The sequence below is a fragment of the Belliella aquatica genome, assembly GCF_014637795.1.
Lineage (GTDB): Bacteria > Bacteroidota > Bacteroidia > Cytophagales > Cyclobacteriaceae > Belliella > Belliella aquatica.
On sequence record NZ_BMFD01000004.1, the window covers coordinates 27,014 to 41,684 of the forward strand.

General features: G+C 36.3%; 14 protein-coding genes. 5 read left to right on the forward strand and 9 right to left on the reverse strand.

All coding sequences use genetic code 11. The features are described from left to right. Positions 1 to 226: 226 nt before the first annotated feature. From IEV57_RS06835 to IEV57_RS06855, 5 genes are all read left to right on the forward strand, one after another. Positions 227 to 1,402 carry an HlyD family secretion protein gene (locus IEV57_RS06835; protein ID WP_188440989.1) on the forward strand — a complete coding sequence of 392 codons (1,176 nt, stop codon included), beginning with the start codon at positions 227 to 229 and terminating at the stop codon, positions 1,400 to 1,402. A gap of 12 nt (positions 1,403 to 1,414) precedes the next feature. Beyond that, positions 1,415 to 3,565: a peptidase domain-containing ABC transporter gene (locus tag IEV57_RS06840; protein ID WP_188440991.1), complete on the forward strand. Its 2,151-nt coding sequence runs from the start codon at positions 1,415 to 1,417 to the stop codon at positions 3,563 to 3,565. 175 nt (positions 3,566 to 3,740) lie between these two features. Continuing rightward, a complete protein-coding gene (locus tag IEV57_RS06845; protein ID WP_188440993.1) occupies positions 3,741 to 4,076 on the forward strand; it encodes an HTH domain-containing protein in 336 nt (111 codons plus the stop codon). A 104-nt stretch (positions 4,077 to 4,180) separates the two neighbouring features. Further along, positions 4,181 to 4,366: a bacteriocin gene (locus IEV57_RS06850; protein ID WP_188440996.1), complete on the forward strand. Its 186-nt coding sequence runs from the start codon at positions 4,181 to 4,183 to the stop codon at positions 4,364 to 4,366. Between the two features lie 80 nt (positions 4,367 to 4,446). Next, on the forward strand, positions 4,447 to 5,229 hold the full coding sequence (locus IEV57_RS06855; protein WP_188440998.1) for a CPBP family intramembrane glutamic endopeptidase: 783 nt from the start codon (positions 4,447 to 4,449) through the stop codon (positions 5,227 to 5,229). Positions 5,230 to 6,691: 1,462 nt separating this feature from the next. Here IEV57_RS06855 and hisB read toward each other — a convergent pair. The 9 genes from hisB to IEV57_RS06905 all read right to left on the reverse strand — a co-directional run bounded on the left by hisB (position 6,692) and on the right by IEV57_RS06905 (position 14,644). Continuing rightward, positions 6,692 to 7,786 (reverse strand): bifunctional histidinol-phosphatase/imidazoleglycerol-phosphate dehydratase HisB, encoded by a 1,095-nt coding sequence (hisB, locus tag IEV57_RS06865; protein WP_188441002.1) that lies wholly within the window; start codon positions 7,784 to 7,786, stop codon positions 6,692 to 6,694. Next, positions 7,783 to 8,835, reverse strand: a complete 1,053-nt coding sequence (hisC, locus tag IEV57_RS06870; protein WP_188441004.1) for a histidinol-phosphate transaminase — start codon at positions 8,833 to 8,835, stop codon at positions 7,783 to 7,785. Before hisC ends, hisB begins: the two co-directional genes overlap by 4 nt. Beyond that, the gene (hisD, locus tag IEV57_RS06875; protein WP_188441007.1) at positions 8,835 to 10,133 is read right to left on the reverse strand and encodes a histidinol dehydrogenase; all 1,299 of its coding nucleotides are present in this window, start codon (positions 10,131 to 10,133) and stop codon (positions 8,835 to 8,837) included. The genes hisC and hisD overlap by 1 nt, the downstream gene beginning before the upstream one ends. 64 nt (positions 10,134 to 10,197) lie before the next feature. Beyond that, positions 10,198 to 11,058 (reverse strand): ATP phosphoribosyltransferase, encoded by an 861-nt coding sequence (gene hisG, locus IEV57_RS06880; protein WP_188441009.1) that lies wholly within the window; start codon positions 11,056 to 11,058, stop codon positions 10,198 to 10,200. 288 nt (positions 11,059 to 11,346) lie between these two features. Continuing rightward, on the reverse strand, positions 11,347 to 11,919 hold the full coding sequence (locus IEV57_RS06885) for a phosphatase PAP2 family protein (protein ID WP_229744257.1): 573 nt from the start codon (positions 11,917 to 11,919) through the stop codon (positions 11,347 to 11,349). After that, on the reverse strand, positions 11,916 to 12,320 hold the full coding sequence (locus IEV57_RS06890; RefSeq protein WP_188441013.1) for a VOC family protein: 405 nt from the start codon (positions 12,318 to 12,320) through the stop codon (positions 11,916 to 11,918). The genes IEV57_RS06885 and IEV57_RS06890 overlap by 4 nt, the downstream gene beginning before the upstream one ends. 143 nt (positions 12,321 to 12,463) lie before the next feature. Next, entirely contained in the window at positions 12,464 to 13,207 is a 744-nt protein-coding gene (locus tag IEV57_RS06895; RefSeq protein ID WP_188441015.1) for an SGNH/GDSL hydrolase family protein, read from the reverse strand. Between the two features lie 230 nt (positions 13,208 to 13,437). Next, positions 13,438 to 13,794 (reverse strand): translation initiation factor, encoded by a 357-nt coding sequence (locus tag IEV57_RS06900; protein ID WP_188441017.1) that lies wholly within the window; start codon positions 13,792 to 13,794, stop codon positions 13,438 to 13,440. 4 nt (positions 13,795 to 13,798) lie between these two features. Continuing rightward, positions 13,799 to 14,644, reverse strand: coding sequence for a universal stress protein (locus IEV57_RS06905; RefSeq protein WP_188441019.1), 846 nt, complete (start codon positions 14,642 to 14,644; stop codon positions 13,799 to 13,801). Positions 14,645 to 14,671 lie beyond the last annotated feature (27 nt).

A 14,671-nucleotide genomic window follows, 5' to 3' on the forward strand; every position in this document is an offset into this window, starting at 1 on the left:
ATATTAATAAATATAATTTATTCAGGTTATGGGAGGTTATCAAATTGTTTTACCGGCAATAAATCAGTTTAATTCAAGATTTTTATTTTTGAAACTTTGCTGCTGGTTTATATTTTTATCAAGTTTATTTCAACTTAGAAACCATTCGTAATCTTATTTACATGTATAACTAATTTTATGTTTTAATCATTATCTGATTTTTCCGATCTTTTAAAATTTTGCAAATATGAATACGAAGATTTTTCCAACAGCTATTATCAATCAATCTGTTGAAGTTTATGATTCACATATCAGTGTGCGATCCAAAGTAATTTATCTTTTGTTTCTTGGGATTTTATTTGCTGGGATCATCGCAATGCCTTTGATCTATGTGGATGTTGCCGTACAGTCTAGGGGGACTTTTCAGTCAGCTTTGCAGCGCAATTCTCTGATGAGCTCGGTAAGTGGAAGATTGGAAATATGGAATCTGAAAGAAAACCAAAAGGTTAAAAAGGGAGATGTTTTGGCGGTTATAAGGGGCGAGGTTTTGAACCTTGAAATGCAAGGCTTGGAGGAAAGATTGACTGTTTTGGACGAATTTATCCATGATCTCAATAAACTCCTAAAGTTAGATTTATCAACTTATGTTATGGAGCCGGTATCACTGAGGTCAAAATTCTATCAAGCTATATTGCTTGAGTATCAAACGAAATTTAACAACCAAGATGCAGCAGTGCAGAAACTAGAGAGGGATTTCGAAAGAGCACAAACACTGTTTGATGGCAATGCCTTGGCTTTTGCAGATTATGATGTGGCTGATGTACAATATAAACAGGCAAAATCACAGCTCGACCTGATTAGGAAACAGCAGAGGAATCTGTGGGAACAGGAACTGGTCAACCACCAAAACGAAAGGATTCGCTTGCTAAATCAAAAAAGTGTCTTTTCTGAACAAATGGATCAATATAAAGTCATCGCAGGTACCAACGGGACTTTGATTAATGTATTGAACCTTAATAAGGGTGATTTTGTCCATCCCCAACAAAAATTAGCAGAAATCTCTCCCGATACGACATTGTTGGCAGTGACCTACATCTCTCCTATGGATATTGCCTTTATCGAAAAAGGTCAAGAAGTGAGTTTCCAAATTGATGCCTACAACTACAACCAGTGGGGAATTGCTACAGGAAAAGTAGTAGATATTGCTGATGATCTATCATTATTGAATGAAAGAGAAGCTGGTTTTTTGGTTACCTGTGCTTTAGACAATCCATCTTTAATTTTATCCAATGGTCAGGAGGGTTATGTAAAAAAAGGAATGACTTATAATGCCAGGTTTGTAATTGCTCGGAGGTCCTTATTCCAATTATTATATGATAAAGTAGATAATTGGCTCAACCCCCAAGTTCAAAGCTTAAATTAATTTTTTACAACAATGGGAATAAAAATCAAACAAAGAGATATTACTGATTGTGGTGCTGCATGTCTGGCCTCAGTAGCTGCATTTTACAAATTGGAGATGCCAGTAGCCAAAATCCGTCAGATGGCTTCGACTGACCAAAAGGGAACTAATATCCTTGGGTTGATTGAAGCTGCAACCAAGATGGGCTTCTCAGCAAAAGGTGTAAAAGGTGATTTTGATGCCTTGAAAGATGTTCCGATGCCTGTTATTGCTCATGTGATCGTAAAGAAGGTCTTACACCATTTTGTAGTCTTATATAAAGTAAATGATAAGACTGTGGAGTATATGGATCCTGGTGATGGACAAATGCACAAGGTCAGCCCAGATGCTTTCAAAGAAATGTGGACAGGGGTACTTGTCCTTCTTATGCCCAATGATGAATTCAAAGCAATTAGTGAAAAAGTAAGTACATGGAGTAGGTTTTGGTTTTTGGTCAGACCACATAAAGGTGTGATGGTACAATCTCTGGTTGGAGCAGTTTTATATACTATTTTGGGACTGTCAACTTCTATCTATGTTCAAAAGATCATTGATCATGTGTTTATAGGAAGAAATACCAATTTGCTGAATTTAATGTCTATTGGGATGATTGCTTTGCTATTGATGCAAATAGTAATCGGTGTTTACAAAACCCTATTTATCATCAAGGTAGGTCAACGGATCGATGCCAGATTGATTTTGGGGTATTATAAGCATTTGCTCACCTTGCCCCAGCGGTTTTTTGATACCATGCGGGTAGGTGAGATTATCTCCAGAGTCAATGATGCAGTGAAAATCCGTGCATTTATCAACGATGTTTCTATTGGCTTTTTGGTCAATATTTTTATCGTCCTCTTTTCATTTGCATTGATGTTTACTTTCTATTGGAAGTTGGCTTTGGTTATGTTGCTGGTCATTCCACTTTATACCATCATATATTTGGTGACCAATAGTTTGAATAAAAAAATTGAAAGAAGACTGATGGAAGAATCAGCAGAGTTAGAATCTCAGCTCGTAGAATCCATTACCTCGGCGGGTACGATCAAAAGATTTGGGGCTGAAGACCATGCCAATATCAAAACAGAGGTGAGGTTTGTCTCTTTATTGAGGACAGTCTATCAATCAGGAATGAACAATATCTTCTCAGGGACATCTTCGGAAGTAGTCTCGAGGCTCTTTACAATCATTCTTCTCTGGGTGGGTGCAGGCTATGTCCTGAAAAATGAAATTACGCCCGGTGAACTGATGTCTTTTTACGCATTGACAGGCTACCTTACTGGTCCGATTTCTAGTTTGATAGGTATGAACAAGACAATTCAGAATGCTCTGATAGCAGCAGATAGGCTTTTTGAAATCATGGATCTTGAGGTAGAGAGTTCTGCTGATACCTTTCCCATCAAAAAGGAAAATGTGGGCGATATCACTTTCAAAAACGTGAAATTTAGATACGGGTCAAGAGCTAATGTTTTTGATGATCTAAACTTAACATTCCCAAAAGGGAAGATTTCGGGTGTTGTAGGTGAGAGTGGATCGGGCAAGAGTACCTTGGTATCCTTACTTCAGAATCTTTACCCTCTTCAATCGGGTAATATCCATATCGGGGAACATGATATCAAATTTATCGACAATGTCAGTTTGAGACAAATAGTCTCTGTGGTGCCTCAGCGCATAGACCTTTTTGCTGGAAATGTATTGGAAAATGTCGCTTTGGGGGATTATCAACCCGATATGCAGAAGATAGTCGGTATATGCAATAAGCTGGGCATGATGGATTTTATAGAAAACCTTCCAAATGGATTTGGTACTTATTTGGGAGAAAATGGAGCATCCCTCTCAGGAGGGCAAAAGCAAAGAGTAGCCATAGCAAGAGCGCTGTATAGAGATCCAGAAGTCTTGATTTTAGATGAAGCTACAGCTTCCCTAGATCCTGACTCGGAGGAGTTTGTGCAGCAGACCATCCGAATGCTCGCCACAGAAGGCAAGACCATCATCTTTATTACCCACAGGTTGGCGGCTGTGCAGGATTTTGATCGCTTGTATGTGCTGGATAAAGGGAAACTAATCGAAGAAGGAACCCATGCAGAGCTGCTTACCAAAGAAGGCAAATACTTCGAAATGATCCGTAAGCAATTGGTGGTGCTGTAATGTTTAACGTTAAGCGTTAATAGTTCAACGTCCAACCTTTAACACTTGACCTTTAATCCAATTAACCAACAATAAAAGTTTAGAGGCTTAGAGTTTAGAAAAAGGATGTTGCAAGCCTAACCTTCTAACCTTCCAACCTTTTAACTATTCTACCCATAACTAAATTAACTAAACCATGGAATTTATCAGACAAATAGAGAGATTACAGCAGCTAACCAAGCTAGTAAGGGAGCAGCGGACAGGAAGTCCGGAGGAATTTGGGGAGAGATTGGGGGTGAGTAGGAGACAACTTTATGCTTATTTAGAATATTTGAAGGATCATGGTATTGATATTATTTATTCCAGAAAAATAAATAGTTTTATTTTCAGTAATGACAAGGAGCTAGAGATCGTATTCAAATTTCAGATTTTAGGTGAAGAGAACAGCAGGGATATATTTGGAGGAAAAAATTTAAAAAATATTTTTCCGTGCTATTTTTATGCACGGAGCGACTCTAAATTAGCATCATGATCAATCAGCAAATAGACATGCTAGCTAATTCGATTTGCTTGTGAGAGATTGGGAGTTCTCAATGCCCGGAAAAGGTTGGGAAAAAAAGAAAATTTATTTAGATTATGGAAAAGTTTAAGGAATTAAACAAAAATGAATTGATGGAGATTTATGGAGGGAAAGTTGATTATTATGAATATTCTTGGACTGGAACTAACAATCCAATTATTTATACAGCAGAAGCAGTTGTAAATGGAGGTAAGGCCATTGCAAATGCAGGCATTTGGATTTGGAATCAATTTGTAGATTAATTGAAAATAATTCAGAAATTCATAATTGTGCGCATCGTTGCTTTACGGTGCGCACATTCTTTTATCGAAAAAAATCATAAATGAAAAATAAATTTCCTTCTAAAATCTTGCATAGTGCTGAATTAATCGTTGTTCCTTTCCTTTTTTCAGCAATAATTTGTATACCTCTTTTGTTTTTTGGTATTGAAGATTCAATTTATGGATTTACACTTTTTATTAATTATGGAATAACAATAGTTCTTTATGCTTGGATAAGGAACAAAAGAAAGTGGCCTTTTAATTTTAGTTTTAGGTTGCCTAGCATCCGATGGATTGCTTATTCTTTGTTTTTTATTGTTACTATGATTTTGGCTATTAGTCATCCTCTAAACTATTTGATTAACTTTTTTTTAGAGAAAGAAAACGAGGGTATGGCAATGGAATTATTTTCAATCTTCTCATTTGGAGCTGTTTTTATTGGTCCAATAGTAGAGGAATTAATATTTCGGGGTATTATCCTTAATGGACTTAGAGATAAATATGGAAATAATTTAGCCTTGACCGTTTCTAGTATTTTATTTGCAATTATTCATATTCAACCTGCTCAGGTAATTACAGCTTTACTAATGGGACTGGTTTTTGGTCATATATTTATCAAGACAAATAGTTTGGGTTTAGTAATTCTTTTACATTCTGTAGCCAATTTGACGAGTATATTAATTGGGGAGTTTTTGAAAATTAATCCTTCCATACACAACTTGGAAAGTTATATGATTTATGGAAAATGGACTTTCTTCATTATCGGAATCTCTGTGTTGATTTGTGTTTATTTGTTTTTGAAATATTGGAGGAGGAGCGGTGAATTAGGATTTAGCAGAAAGTGAAGATTGATTTGTTTTTAGAGCAATAATCGTCCGTCCCTACGGGACTTTTACCGAGTCGCAAGTTTCGTGGATCGGTGGGTTGAAACCCACCGTTATGATATCGGTCGTGCCTCTGGCACTACTTTATTTGTATGATGGTATGTAGTGGTTTATATTTCAGCTCCGTAGGAGAGACCGATATATTAGTCATGGATTTCAATCCATGATCTGAATGAAATAAGGTAATTCAGAAGTCACGTAGTGACGAGCGATATTGATGATCAATCAGCAAAAAGACACGCTAGCTAATTCAATTTGCTTGGGAGAGATTGGTAGTTCCTAATGCCCGGAAAAGGTTGGGAAAAAATGAAAATTTATTTAGATTATGGAAAATATAAAAGATTTGAGTTTAGCCGATCTTCGAGAGTATAGAGGAGGAAATACTGTTTTAAAACTAACTCAAAATAGTTGTCTTTATCAGGCAACCTCTTTTATACTTTTTGAAAAATAAACTTTCTGATCTTAATTAGTGAATCTTTTTATTTCTAATTATCAGAAAATAAACGATTAACTTAATATGATTAAATTTATTCGAGATTTTTATTCTTTTATTAAAACAGGATCTGTCGAAACAGAAAATAAGATTACAGTAAGAAAATTTTTATTTCGTGCTTTTATTCTCAAACTCTCATTTTACGTGTTTTTACTTGTTTTCTCGTATTTACTTTTCAATTTTAACTATGGTAATTCAGATTTAATGTTTAAGGACAAAACACTATGGATTGTTTTTTTAAATATGATCATTTTGGCTCCAATATTAGAGGAATTAACTTGTAGGTTGCATACAGGTCTTAAACTTTATCAAATTTTAATAAGTTTGATAGGAGCAGTTGTTTTATTTCATGATTCATGGATAATATTATCGCTTTTTGTTTGCTATTTTTTTCTTCTTTTTTTTATGGTGAGCATTGGAGTCCGAGTTAATAGAAGATTTATCATTTATTTTTCTGCGCTCATTTTTGGGGTTTTACATATTGATTTTTACGATTTTAATTGGCTAGCAAATTTTGGGAACACTTTTTTTGTGGTTATTACAAGAATATTTAGTGGATTGTTATTTACATATGTTTTTTATCAAAAAGGTATTTTATTTTCTATACTCTTTCATATGATTTGGAACATGATGCCATTCATATCTTTTCTTTTAAAATATTTTGAAATTTAATCAAATGTGGGTTTTGATTATTGGGATTTTTTAATTTGATTGGTCATTATTGAAAAAGTAAAGAAGTATTTGGTAAACTAAAAATGCGATGATGTGCTATGAAAACTGAAAAAGATAAATACAAGGTAGGATTTTTCATTTTACTTATTTTTTCCCTATTGGTTTTGTTTATACAACTTTATAACACATTCATGTGAATGTGTCTTCAAAATACAAGCGAGAAAAGTTAATTTTTCTCGCTTGTATTTTATTCAATATTTACAAAACCCCTTTCGTACTCGGAAGTTGATTGAGGGCGTTAAGGTCTCTTTTAACAGCCATTTTGATGGCTCTTGCCATGGACTTGAAGATTGCTTCGATTTTATGGTGTTCGTTTGAACCCTCAGCTTTGATATTGAGGTTGCATTTGGCTGTGTCGGAGAAGGATTTGAAGAAATGATAGAACATTTCTGTCGGCATTTCACCGATTTTTTCTCTTTTGAATTCAGCTTCCCACATCATCCATGGTCGTCCTCCAAAATCAATGGCACATTGAGCCAAAACATCATCCATTGGAAGTAAAAATCCATATCTATAGATGCCCTTTTTGTCTCCAAGCGCTTTTAAGTAAGCTTCACCAAGTGCCAAAGCGGTATCTTCGATGGTGTGATGTTCATCGATATGCAAATCTCCATTGACATGGATTTCTAAATCTGTCCCTCCATGCTTGCCTAGTTGCTCTAGCATATGGTCAAAGAAATGCAAACCTGTGCTGATGTTACATTTTCCTGTTCCGTCAAGGTTAAGGCTGATTTTGATATCTGTCTCAGAAGTCTTTCGCTCTACTGTAGCTTTTCTGGCAGGAAGTCTCAGAAATTCGTAAATCTCATCCCAAGATTTGGTTGAAAAGGTCGCTTCATCAAGCTGATCTCCAATGAAAATAGCTTTGGTTCCTAGATTTTTTGCTAATTGAACGTCTGTCTTTCGGTCGCCTATCACATAGGAATTGGCTAAATCATATGCACCATTTTGATACTCGGTAAGCATAGCAATACCAGGTTTTCTGGTGGGCAGATTTTCATGTTCAAATGACCTGTCAATATGCACAGCAGAAAAATGGATTCCTTCATTTTCTAAAGTTGTCATCATCTTATTGTGCGCAGGCCAAAAAGTATCTTCAGGGTAAGAAGCTGTTCCCAATCCGTCTTGATTGGTAACCATAACCAATTCAAAGTCACATTCCTCAGCGATTTTCCTCAAATTGCTCAGTGCTTTGGGATAGAACTCTAGTTTTTCTAGACTATCTACTTGAAAATCAATTGGTGGTTCAATGATAATTGTACCATCACGGTCTATAAATAATGCTTTTTTCATGGGTTGTATAGCTTCAATGCTTTCAATAAAGCTTCGTTTTCAGTTCTTGTTCCAACAGATATTCTCAAACAGTCTTCGCAAAGAATCACTTTTGAGCGATCTCTGATAATGATGGTTTGTTCGATTAGGTATTCATAAATCTTCCTTGCACCATCCATTTTGATAAGGATGAAGTTAGCGTGAGAAGGGTAAATTTTCTGTACAAATGAAAGTTGTTCAATTTCCTTTTCCAGAAATGCTCTCTCAACAAAAGTATCTTCAATGACTTTTTTGATCGCTGGAGCATTATCCAAGGCTTCCAAAACTTTCTCTTGTGTCAATCCTGAGATGTTGTAAGGAGGTTTGATCAGATTCAGGATTTTGATGATTTCTTCTGAAGCAAAAGCCATCCCAATTCTCAAAGAAGCCAGTCCCCAAGCTTTCGAGAAGGTCTGCATCACCAAGAGGTTTGGATAATTCGCTAATTCCGTCGTGAAACTTGGTTCATCACTGAAATCAATATATGCTTCATCCACTACCACCAAGCCTTGGAAATTATCCAAAATCTGATGAATATCTGCTCTTTTAACTTTATTGCCACTTGGGTTATTTGGTGAGCAAATGAAGATGATTTTTGTGTTTTCATTGACTGCCTCCATAATAGCACCAGGTCTAAGTTGATAGTCAGGAGTAAGATTTACTTTCTGAATAGCGATATCGTTGATACCCGCACTGACTTCATACATGCCATAAGTAGGAGGGAGCAAGATGATGTTATCAATCCCTGGTCTGCAAAATGTGCGCATCAACAAATCTATCGCTTCATCACTGCCATTTCCCAAGAAAATTTGATTGGTTGCTACACCTTTGACTACAGCTAACTTCTGTTTGATATCAAATTGATAAGGATCAGGATACCTGTTGAATTTTCCCTCAGCCATCGAGCCAAATGGATTTTCATTGGCATCAAGAAATATCCCAGCTTTTCCAGAATACTCATCACGAGCGGAAGAGTAAGGCTTGATTTTGCTGATGTGTGGTCGAAGTAATTTTTCTAGATCGAAAGCCATCAGGAATTTTCTTTTAGATAATTTAGACGGATGGTAACTGCATTCTTGTGAGCTTCTAACAGTTCGTTTTCAGCCATGATTTCTATGGTCGGACCGATGTTCTGAATTCCCTTCGCAGTGATTTTTTGATAGGTGATTTTTTTGGTAAAGCTGTCTAAAGAAACCCCACTGTAATTTCTCGCATAGCCATAAGTTGGCAACGTATGATTCGTGCCTGAGGCATAATCACCAGCGGATTCTGGAGTGAAGTTTCCGATGAAAACAGATCCAGCATTTTTGATTCTGTTCACCACTTCGTCTTCATCCTCTTCTTTGACACAAATGATCAAGTGCTCTGGAGCATATTCATTGATCAAGTCAATGGCTTTGTCCTGATTGGTAATGACTACCGCTACGGAATTATCCAATGCTTTTTTGGCGATTTCTTTTCTAGAGAGTTTTTCTACTTGAAGATCTACCTCTTTCATTACTTTTTGAGCAACTTTTTCAGATGAAGCGACCAAGATTACTTGTGAATCCACACCATGTTCTGCTTGTGAAAGCAAATCTGAGGCAACAAAGGCAGGAATGGCAGATTCATCTGCGTAAACTAACACCTCAGAAGGTCCGGCAGGCATATCTATCGCAACTCCTTTTTTCACAGCCAATTGCTTGGCAGCAGTTACATATTGATTTCCTGGACCAAAGATTTTGTCTACCGCAGGAACAGACTCTGTTCCATAAGTCATGGCAGCTACTGCTTGAGCACCACCAACTTTGACGATTTTGTCAATTCCGATTAAGTCGGCAGTATAAAGTATAGCAGGGTGAATATTGCCCTCTTTGTTGGGAGGTGTGCAAAGTACAATTTCCTCGCAACCCGCAAGATTTGCAGGAATACCAAGCATCAAAACAGTAGAAAAAAGTGGTGCTGTACCTCCTGGAATGTATAAGCCAACTTTTTGAATTCCGACAGTTTTACGCATACAGGTAACACCTTCCATGGTATCCATAACCAAGTCAGGACTCTGTTGCGCTTCGTGAAATTTCTCAATATTTTCCTTCGCCTGCAAAATGGCTTTTTGCAATTCTTCAGAAACTAGTGATATAGCAGCACTGATTTCCTCTCTGCTTGCCAAAAGATTTTTGATGGTGACATGATCATATTCTAAAGCAAATTTTTTCAATGCCTTGTCACCTTGCCTTTTCACTTTGCGCATGATAGGCTTGACGATTTTTTCTATGTCTTTGGACTTTTGAACCGGCCTTGCCAGTTCGGATTTCCATTCTCCTCTTACAGGATTGACTAAAATTTTCATGTTTTTGAATTTAGGTTTGAGGAAAAAAATCAATACTTAAATTGATTTTCACTCTTTTACTTCATTAAAGCACCATTTTTTCAATAGGAACTACAAGAATTCCTTCTGCTCCTGCCGCTCTCAGTTCTTCTATATTTTCCCAAAACTGATCTTCGCTCAAAACTGAGTGTACTGAAGACCAGCCTTCTTGTGCCAAAGGCAAGATCGTCGGGCTTCTCATACCAGGAATTAGAGAAATGATTTTATCCAAAGATTTGTTTGGAGCATTAAGTAAGACATATTTATTGCTTTTACCAGTCTGAACGGCATTCATTCTAAACAATAACTTGTCAACAATAGCTCTCTTTTCTTCAGTTAAATATTTATTTGAAATCAAAACAGCCTCAGATTTAAAAATCTGCTCAACTTCCTTCAGACCATTCATCATCAAAGTAGATCCCGAGCTTACGATATCGCAAATTCCTTCTGCAAGCCCAATACTTGGAGCGATTTCGACAGAGCCTGAAATCTCATGAATTTCCGCTTTGATATTTTTTGATTTCAAATAATCTCCTAGGATCTTTGGATAAGAAGTGGCGATATTTTTACCATCAAAATAATTGATTCCTGGGTAGTCTTCTCCTTTTGGGATGGCAAGAGAAAGTCTGCATTTAGAAAAACCGAGTTTCTTTAACACATTCACTTCTTTGTCCTTTTCGACCAATTCATTTTCTCCAACAATTCCTAAATCTGCTACGCCATCTGAGACATAACCAGGAATATCGTCATCTCTCAGAAAGAGAAATTCTATGGGGAAATTGGTGGAGGTGGATTTTAACTTTCCAGTTCCATTGTAAAATTTAATGCCACATTCTTTGATAAGGCTTAATGAATCTTCGCTGAGTCTTCCGCTTTTTTGAACGGCAATACGGATAATATTTTCCATGTATGCAATATACGTTTAGTAATACAAAACAAATAAATGATTTGGATATAGGGCTATATAAATATATCAATAGCCTTCCTTGGGCGATATGTAAATGATGTTCCTCCTTAGGAGGAATGATGGATATGATGAACAGTGCCAGCATGAGCTGTTGCTAAAAATAAATCGATATGGAGAAATTTGCTGTTCATTTATGCATGCAAAGTTAAATACCAATTCTTAACAAGCAAAAGTTGGAGAATGTTTTTCTATATATTTTAGATAAAAGGGTGACTTTTTCTTTAATAATCAAAAATATAGGCTCAAAAGGCCAAATAGAAAACCGATGATACTTCCAAGACTGATTTCCTTTAATGTATGTCTTCCCAATATCAGCCTTGACCAGCCTATGCAAATCCCAAATAGCAAAAACCCTAATCCAAGAATCATATAAATTTCAAAAAATTTTGGGACAATAAATAGTGCTATTGCCAAATGAAGGGAGGCTTTGATTTTGAAGTTTACCAAAGCCATCGAAATGAGCATCCCCAAAAAAGAAGCAGTAGTGACAAGGACTACTTTTGGAAAATGAAGTGTCACAAATAGAATCAGGCAGATTGCAAAAAGAAGGATACTGAATGGGTAAAATCCCCGTCTTTGTTTCTGATCAGAGACATCAAAGTTACTGTATGTTCCCTTTTTGGTCTTGATGTAATTGTGGAATAATATGGGAAAAGTAACAACTGACAAAATAGCGATCGATATGATGAAAGCAGTATTTTTTTCCAAATCATAAAAACTTATAAAAATCACATAAAGCGAGCCCACTAAAAGGGGATGCCCGACGATTGAAATAAGTTTTGCAATTTGAAGCTTGGTCATGATTTTTTTATGGGTTCTATCAAATCCCATAGATTACCATAAAGATCTTCAAATACTACTACCTTACCGAAGCTTTCTGTAGATCGATCTCTGAAAATCTTAATATCCTGATCAAGTAAATTTTGATAATCTCGCTCAAAATCATCTGTATAAAGAAATAGAAAAACCCTTCCACCACTTTGATTTCCAATAGCGTTTTTCTGTTGTTCTCCAGATGCTTTAGCGAGCAAAATATGGCAATGCTGATCACTTGACCCAGGAGGAGCTATTCTTACCCACCTTTTAGTTTCAGAGACAGGCGTGTCTTCTAAGAGTTGGAATTGTAGTTTCTTCGTGTAAAATTCAATTGCATCATCATAGTCTTCTACGATTAATGCAAACTGAGCAATATGTTGTGTCATTTCAGTGAATTAGGAATTAATTGGCGCTCTGGGAAATCCAAATAGGAGCTTTACTTCGTATTTCAGTTTACAATATCGAAATTATCAAGGACATATTGATAATTAGGTTTAGTTTGTGGTTCAATTTTTCGGTAAAAAGGTAGCTAGTATTGGCTACCTTTTTCTTTTATCTGAGCTAGTATCATGTCAGACATTCTTTTGTAACCCAAATCCGAAGGATGTATTCCATCTTCAGCAAAAAACGCTGGTTCATAATATTCGTTTTGATCAATAAATGTCACTTTTGAATATCGAAGAGCAATTTGCTTGACTTCCAAGCCCAAGACTTTCCTGTGAAATCCAAGAAAAAACCTGATAATTTTTGGAATAGCTGGGAATTGATGGACAGGAGGGATGAGGGGGATGATGATTTTTTTGCAAGAGGAAGTTTTGATCAACTCTCTGATAAATTGTTCTAATCCTGTGCTGAATTTTGAGGGTGGGGTGAATTGGAAGCAGTCATTAGCTCCGATCAATATTACACAGGTATCGAATGAAAGAGGTAAGGTGTCTTTATGCTTTTGAAATCTAACATTAAGCCCAGAAGCTTTCAGCCCATTTTTTCCTATGTTATAAATGTTTCCCGTCTCCATAGAGGCTGCCATTTGAGCTGCAAAAGTTGTGTCGGTATGACTTGCCCCAACTCCAGCAGCTGTCGATTCGCCAATGATTAATAGATTTGGATTATTTGTGTTTGGTAAAAATTCCAAATACTCACTATGTGGGGGTAATTTGATGATTTTCTTTCTGAGGTTTTTTCCCGCAAGCATTAAAAAAGGGTAGCATGGAATTAAGAGCAAAACCTCAGAAATGTAAATTAATCTAGATTTTAAAAATTGACTATTCATAAGATTGTATGACTTGATACTCGAGTTCAAATGTATTACAAAAAGAAACAGATCGCTGATTTTTTGAGCGATCTGTTTCTTTCAAATGATTGTCTAAGTACTTATTTTGCTATGCAGATCATCAATTGGATTAATTTTATTTCATTCAATAGTTTGATTTTTGACGATTATCCGCATAAATATGTGTTAAAATTACGAAATATCTCGTTGCTAATCATCGTGAAATGAAATTAGCCCCCTGACCTTTTGGCTTTGTAGCCAGCTGCTTGCAGGATTGTGACTACTTTGTCTCTGTGGTCTCCTTGGATTAAGATTTCATTGTCTTTGGCACTTCCTCCGACACCACATTTATTTTTCAGCATTTTCCCTAATTCTTTCAAGTCCTCATCACTACCAACAAATCCAGCTATTAAAGTGACCTGTTTGCCACCTCGGGACTTTTTGTCCAGCATGACTTTTAGGTTTTGCTGTTGAGGAGGTAGGGTTTGGTGTTCCTCACCATCATTTAGGTCAAATTCAAAATTATCACTAGTGGAATACACCACGCCATCTCTCTTTTTCCAGTCGTTATTTTTGTTTTTAGCCATATTCTTATTTTACTTTCATCGTCCATACAGGCCGCTTGGCATGATTGACAACATCCTCAGCAATACTTCCGCTTAAGAGATGTAGGAAGCCTGTTCTCCCATGTGTAGCCATTGCAATCATATCAGCATTGATGTCTTCGGCATATTCTATGATGCCTTCTTCTTCTGAGGAGCTATTATAAATTTCAATTTTGGTATTTTCCAACTCGTGCTCTTTGATGAATTCCTGCATGCTTCTGAAAGAATCTCTACTATTTTCAAACATGCTTGGAGTATTGATCTTCACCAAGCATAGTTGGGCTTGAAGTGCGTTGGCTAGTTTTTTTAATTTATTGACTACTGTCGCAGATTCTTTAGTGAAATCACTTGCGAATACAATTGTTTTAATTTCATTTACATCTCTTTTGTCTTTGATCGTGATGACAGGACAAGTAGCATTCCTTACAACTTTTTCAGTATTACTTCCAATCAAGAGCTCTTCTAGGCCACTACTTCCTTTTGAACCCATCACAATAAGATTTGCATCAAACTCAGCCACCTCTTTAGAGATTCCAGCATAGGGATTTCCAAAAATAAGCTTTGTGGAAAATTTAAAATCTGCATTGGCTAGTTCGGCTTCTATAGTTGCCAATTGCTTTTTTCTTTTCTCTACCAACTCCATAACATAGATTTGGTCTATTCCATATCCAGATTCCACAGTTCCCATTGTTCCTAGGGATGTCATTGTTGGGGTCTCCAAAACATGAAGTAGTTTGAGGTGAGCATTGGTCTTTTTTGCCAATCCTTGAGCAAATTCAAAAGCATTTTCTGCTTGATCCGAAAAATCAAAGGGTACAAGAATAGTTTTCATGTCGTTAGTTTTTTATCGATTCAGGAA

Coding starts and splice junctions, on each gene's coding strand:
- IEV57_RS06885 (WP_229744257.1), bottom strand. CDS start 11,919: ATGACCAAGCTTCAAATTGCAAAACTTATTTCAATCGTCGGGCATCCC.
- IEV57_RS06845 (WP_188440993.1), top strand. CDS start 3,741: ATGGAATTTATCAGACAAATAGAGAGATTACAGCAGCTAACCAAGCTA.
- hisC (WP_188441004.1), bottom strand. CDS start 8,835: ATGGCTTTCGATCTAGAAAAATTACTTCGACCACACATCAGCAAAATC.
- hisD (WP_188441007.1), bottom strand. CDS start 10,133: ATGAAAATTTTAGTCAATCCTGTAAGAGGAGAATGGAAATCCGAACTG.
- hisB (WP_188441002.1), bottom strand. CDS start 7,786: ATGAAAAAAGCATTATTTATAGACCGTGATGGTACAATTATCATTGAA.
- IEV57_RS06840 (WP_188440991.1), top strand. CDS start 1,415: ATGGGAATAAAAATCAAACAAAGAGATATTACTGATTGTGGTGCTGCA.
- IEV57_RS06900 (WP_188441017.1), bottom strand. CDS start 13,794: ATGGCTAAAAACAAAAATAACGACTGGAAAAAGAGAGATGGCGTGGTG.
- IEV57_RS06905 (WP_188441019.1), bottom strand. CDS start 14,644: ATGAAAACTATTCTTGTACCCTTTGATTTTTCGGATCAAGCAGAAAAT.
- IEV57_RS06850 (WP_188440996.1), top strand. CDS start 4,181: ATGGAAAAGTTTAAGGAATTAAACAAAAATGAATTGATGGAGATTTAT.
- IEV57_RS06890 (WP_188441013.1), bottom strand. CDS start 12,320: ATGACACAACATATTGCTCAGTTTGCATTAATCGTAGAAGACTATGAT.
- IEV57_RS06895 (WP_188441015.1), bottom strand. CDS start 13,207: ATGAATAGTCAATTTTTAAAATCTAGATTAATTTACATTTCTGAGGTT.
- hisG (WP_188441009.1), bottom strand. CDS start 11,058: ATGGAAAATATTATCCGTATTGCCGTTCAAAAAAGCGGAAGACTCAGC.
- IEV57_RS06835 (WP_188440989.1), top strand. CDS start 227: ATGAATACGAAGATTTTTCCAACAGCTATTATCAATCAATCTGTTGAA.
- IEV57_RS06855 (WP_188440998.1), top strand. CDS start 4,447: ATGAAAAATAAATTTCCTTCTAAAATCTTGCATAGTGCTGAATTAATC.